Raw genomic sequence first — 3,885 nt, 5'->3', positions numbered from 1 at the left:
GGCGTTGCGCTGCCAGTAGCCGCCGTGGACGAAGACGAGGCAGGGCGCCCCCGTCTCCGTCGCCGGGTAGAGGTCGAAGCCCCTGCGCGCTCCGGCGGCGTAGGGGATGTCGAGCCCGTCCGGATGCGCGGCCCGGTAGGTCGCGGAGGCCGCGTTGCGGGCGGCGACCTGCGCGGCGCTGTCGGGCACGCCCGCGTTGTTGTCGTAGCAGGCGCCCCGGGCCGCCGCGTCCAGGCTGTCCCAGCGGTGGCGCGGATCCGGCGGTGTCGGGTCGTCGAGGACGAAGGCGGGCATCGGCGCCGCCTCAGGCCGCGATCGCCTGGGGCAGGATCGGCGAGTCGGCCTCGAATCGCTTCCCCGCGCGCAGGCAGAAGGCCGGGCGCAGCAGGCGGTCGGCGATCACCCGCGTGTCCTCGTTGTCGCGCAGCAGGAAGCGGCCGCGATCGTCGTGCAGCACCGAGACGTCGGCCGCGTATCCGACCTTGAGGGCGCCGATCCGGTCGCCCATGCGCAGCATCTCGGCCGGATGCGACGTCACCATCGGCACCACGTCCTCCAGCGGGATGCCGAGCGCCATCATCGAGCTCATCGCCTGGGTGAGGCTGAACCGCGCCTGCCCGAGGAACGGGTGGTTCTCGTCGTCGTGGTGTTCGTCCGGGGTGCCGGCGGGTTGAGGCACCTCGGTGTTGTAGCCGTGCATGTCGGCGCCCAGCGTGTAGGGGATCACGCCCGCCGGCAGCGAGGCGCGGGCGACGCGGTAGGAGAAGTGGCTGCCGTGGCCGACATCGACCTTCAGCCCGGCCTCCATGGCTCGGCGGATGATGTGGTGGACCTCGCCCTGCTCGTTGATGAAGCCGCCCGGGTGGCGGGTGAAGGGATGGGCCAGCACGTCGCCGGGCCGCAGCAGGGGGATCACCCGCTCGACGATGGTGTCGGCATCTTCGCCGTTGGCGCCGGATTCCGGCAGGCCCCAGAGCTGGCCGAAATGCACGTAGAGCGGCAGGTCGGCGCGCCGGCTGATCTCGGCGGCCATCTCCATCACCTTGATGCCCCAGCGGGCGAAGCCGCCGATCTCGGCATGGCCCTTGATGCCGCGCACGAGGTCGCGGTTCTCGGTGGCCGACTTCACCGTCGCGTCGATGTCGACGCCGTCCGGGCTGTAGAGGTTCGGGTAGAAATGCCCCTCCAGGCCACCGACGAGGTAGGCCGACAGGAAGGCGAGCACCTGCGTCTGCGACCGCTCGGCGACGAAGTGGCGGAAGCCCGGCAGGGTCATGCAGGACGGGCCGCCCTGGTCCACCACCGTCGTGACGCCCGAGCGCACGCCGACCATGTCGGGGTTCAGGCCGAACCGGCCGGTGACGTACTGGTAGACGTGGGCGTGGGTGTCGATCATGCCGGGCAGGACGAGCTTGCCCGTGACGTCGATGACCTCGGCGGCGGCCGAGGGCAGGATCGTCTCCGCCACGGCGGCGATGCGCCCGTCCTGCACCGCGACGTCGCGGATGCCGTCGATGCCGGAGGCCGGGCAGATGACCCGCCCGCCCCGCAGAACCAGATCGTAGCGGCGATTGTCCATGTCGACCTCGTGGTCCCGGCCGGCGCGCGCCGGCCTCGCCCTTGCCAAAAGCGAAGCATGCTTCGTATTTCGGCGAAGCACGCGGCGTGCCAAGACTGGAACCGTTCTGCGGAGTCGGACGATGGATGAGGGTCTGGACGCCGGATTCGCGGCGGGGTCGGCAAAGGCGAACGGGGCGACGGACACGCGGCACTGGCCCCTGGGCGAGCGCCCAGGCTTCCTGGCCCGCCGCATGCACCAGATCCACGTCAGCCTTTTCGCGGAAAGCTGTGCCGCGTTTCGCGTCACTCCGCTGCAGTACAGCCTGCTGTCGCTGCTGCGGGACCTGGAGGAGGCCGATCAGACGACCCTCGCGAGCGCGGTCGCCCTCGACCGGACGACGACGACCGGCGCCCTGAAACGTCTCGCGGCGCGCGGCCTGGTGAGCCGCTCGACCTCGCCCCTCGACCGCCGCGCGCAGGTCTGTCGGCTGACGGAAGCGGGGGCCGCGCTCCACAGCGCGATGGAGCCGGCGGCGCGGGCCGCGCACGCCCTGACCGTCGAGGCCCTTACCCCGGCGGAGCAGGACACCCTGACCCGGCTCCTGCGCCGCGTCATCGCGGGGCACGAGCACCGGCGCGGCCAGCCCGACATCGTGTAGGGCGCGGCGCCTGCCTAAAGAAGACACAGATTATGCTGCGTCGAAGAGTTTCGAAAGGTTCCTTATCCCAATACCTTCGTGAAAATTGGACGGGTATTTCATTTACAGAGCGCGCGCCGGTTGCGCATAAATACGGCATGACATGCCCACAGGGCGTGCTGAGCTGATCACCCGGCGAATCTGAGCTTCCCAGCCTGGGGCGAATGCCGGCATCCGACAATCGTTCTGCTCACCAATGCCTAATGGGCGCGGCCGGGCGGACGCGTGCTTGGCACATGTCCTGCGTGCGGTGAGCTGCTCACAGCATGCTGTGGGATCCTCAATGCCCGAACAGCGAGGGGCCATGACGACGCGCGATGACAGGTCCGGGCCGGCTCGCTCGATGGCGACGGTGCTCGCCGTCCCCGACGCCACGCGCAAGGGCAATCAGGCCTACGACCTGATGCGGCGCGAGATCGTCGCCTGCCGCCTCCTGCCCGGCACGCGCTTCACCGAGGCCGAGGTGATGGAGCGGTTCGAGATCGGGAAGGCGAGCTGCCGGATCGCGCTGCAGCGCCTGGCCCAGGAAGGCTTCGTCAGCTCGATGCCGCGGCACGGCTACCGGGTCAGCCCGGTGACCGTGAAGGATGTCGACGAGGTCTTCGCCCTCCGGATGGAGCTCGAGCCCCTCGCGGCCCGGGGCGCCGCCGGCCGCGTGAACCGGGCGCATCTGGAGCGCCTCGAGCAGGCCTGCCGCCGCAAGATCACGGTGGAGATGGGCAACCAGATCGACTTCTTCCTGGAGGCCAACCGGGGTTTCCACCTCGCGATCGCCGCCGCGGCCGGGAACGGACGCCTGTACCGGACCCTGTCGGGCCTCCTCGACGAGATGACCCGCCTCGTCGCCCTCGGCTTCGGCGTGCAGGGGGTCAGGCCGAACATCGAGAACGACCACACCGCGATGATCGAGCATCTCGTGGCGGGGGATGCCGACAGCGCCGCCCTGGTGGCGCGCCGCCACGTCGAGACGTTCCGCGACATGACCCTGGAGAAGGTCATCGCCAGCCTGCGCGACACCGCGGTGGTGGCGCCGGTGCAGCCGCCGATGCAGGCGCCGATGGCCGACGGAGGCGAGCCGTGAACGCCGTCGCGCTCGATCATGTCAGCAAGTGGTTCGACCGGCGCGAGGGCGGGCCGCTCCACGTCCTGGACGCCATCGACATCGCGATCCCGCAGCACGCGATCGTCGCGATCCTGGGCGCGTCGGGCTGCGGCAAGAGCACCCTCCTGAACATGATCGCCGGGCTGGTCGAGCCCGATCAGGGGGCCGTCCTCCTCGACGGCATCCCGTCACACGCCTTCCGCGACTGGCGGGCGATGACCTACATGTTCCAGGAGGACCGGCTGCTGCCCTGGCGCACGGCCGCCCAGAATGTCGCCTTCGGGCTCGAGGCCGGACGCATGGGCCGGGCGGAGCGGGCGCGGCGGGTCGACGAGACCCTGCGGCTCGTCGGGCTCGAGGCCTTCCGCGACGCCTACCCGCACGAATTGTCGGGGGGCATGCGCAGCCGGGTGGCGCTCGCGCGCAGCCTCGTTACCGAGCCCCGGATCCTGCTCCTCGACGAGCCGTTCTAGAAGCTCGATCCCGAGATCCGCGCGCAGATGCACGCGGAGCTGCTGCGCTCGC

The 3,885-nt window shown here is 70.6% G+C and carries 4 protein-coding genes and 1 pseudogene; 3 read left to right on the top strand and 2 right to left on the bottom strand.

All coding sequences use genetic code 11. The features are described from left to right. Nucleotides 1-294, bottom strand: a pseudogene (locus I53_RS22075) (alpha/beta hydrolase); the annotation flags it as partial. A 10-nt stretch (nucleotides 295-304) separates the two neighbouring features. After that, complete coding sequence (locus tag I53_RS22070) at nucleotides 305-1,579, bottom strand: amidohydrolase/deacetylase family metallohydrolase (RefSeq protein WP_043354710.1); 1,275 nt, start codon at nucleotides 1,577-1,579, stop codon at nucleotides 305-307. A gap of 121 nt (nucleotides 1,580-1,700) precedes the next feature. On the opposite strand from I53_RS22070, the gene I53_RS22065 reads away from it, so the two are divergent. The 3 genes from I53_RS22065 to I53_RS22055 all read left to right on the top strand — a co-directional run bounded on the left by I53_RS22065 (nucleotide 1,701) and on the right by I53_RS22055 (nucleotide 3,833). Then, on the top strand, nucleotides 1,701-2,219 hold the full coding sequence (locus I53_RS22065) for a MarR family winged helix-turn-helix transcriptional regulator (RefSeq protein ID WP_043354708.1): 519 nt from the start codon (nucleotides 1,701-1,703) through the stop codon (nucleotides 2,217-2,219). A gap of 343 nt (nucleotides 2,220-2,562) precedes the next feature. Beyond that, complete coding sequence (locus I53_RS22060; protein ID WP_083936126.1) at nucleotides 2,563-3,339, top strand: GntR family transcriptional regulator; 777 nt, start codon at nucleotides 2,563-2,565, stop codon at nucleotides 3,337-3,339. After that, entirely contained in the window at nucleotides 3,336-3,833 is a 498-nt protein-coding gene (locus I53_RS22055; protein WP_251982399.1) for an ATP-binding cassette domain-containing protein, read from the top strand. The genes I53_RS22060 and I53_RS22055 overlap by 4 nt, the downstream gene beginning before the upstream one ends. Nucleotides 3,834-3,885 lie beyond the last annotated feature (52 nt).

Origin of the sequence: Methylobacterium sp. B1 (assembly GCF_000333255.1) — a bacterium.
GTDB lineage: Bacteria > Pseudomonadota > Alphaproteobacteria > Rhizobiales > Beijerinckiaceae > Methylobacterium > Methylobacterium fujisawaense.
Note: the sequence above shows the minus strand (reverse complement) of the source record. Positions and strands in the feature narration are given on the sequence as shown.

Coding starts and splice junctions, on each gene's coding strand:
- I53_RS22070 (WP_043354710.1), bottom strand. CDS start 1,579: ATGGACAATCGCCGCTACGATCTGGTTCTGCGGGGCGGGCGGGTCATC.
- I53_RS22065 (WP_043354708.1), top strand. CDS start 1,701: ATGGATGAGGGTCTGGACGCCGGATTCGCGGCGGGGTCGGCAAAGGCG.
- I53_RS22060 (WP_083936126.1), top strand. CDS start 2,563: ATGACGACGCGCGATGACAGGTCCGGGCCGGCTCGCTCGATGGCGACG.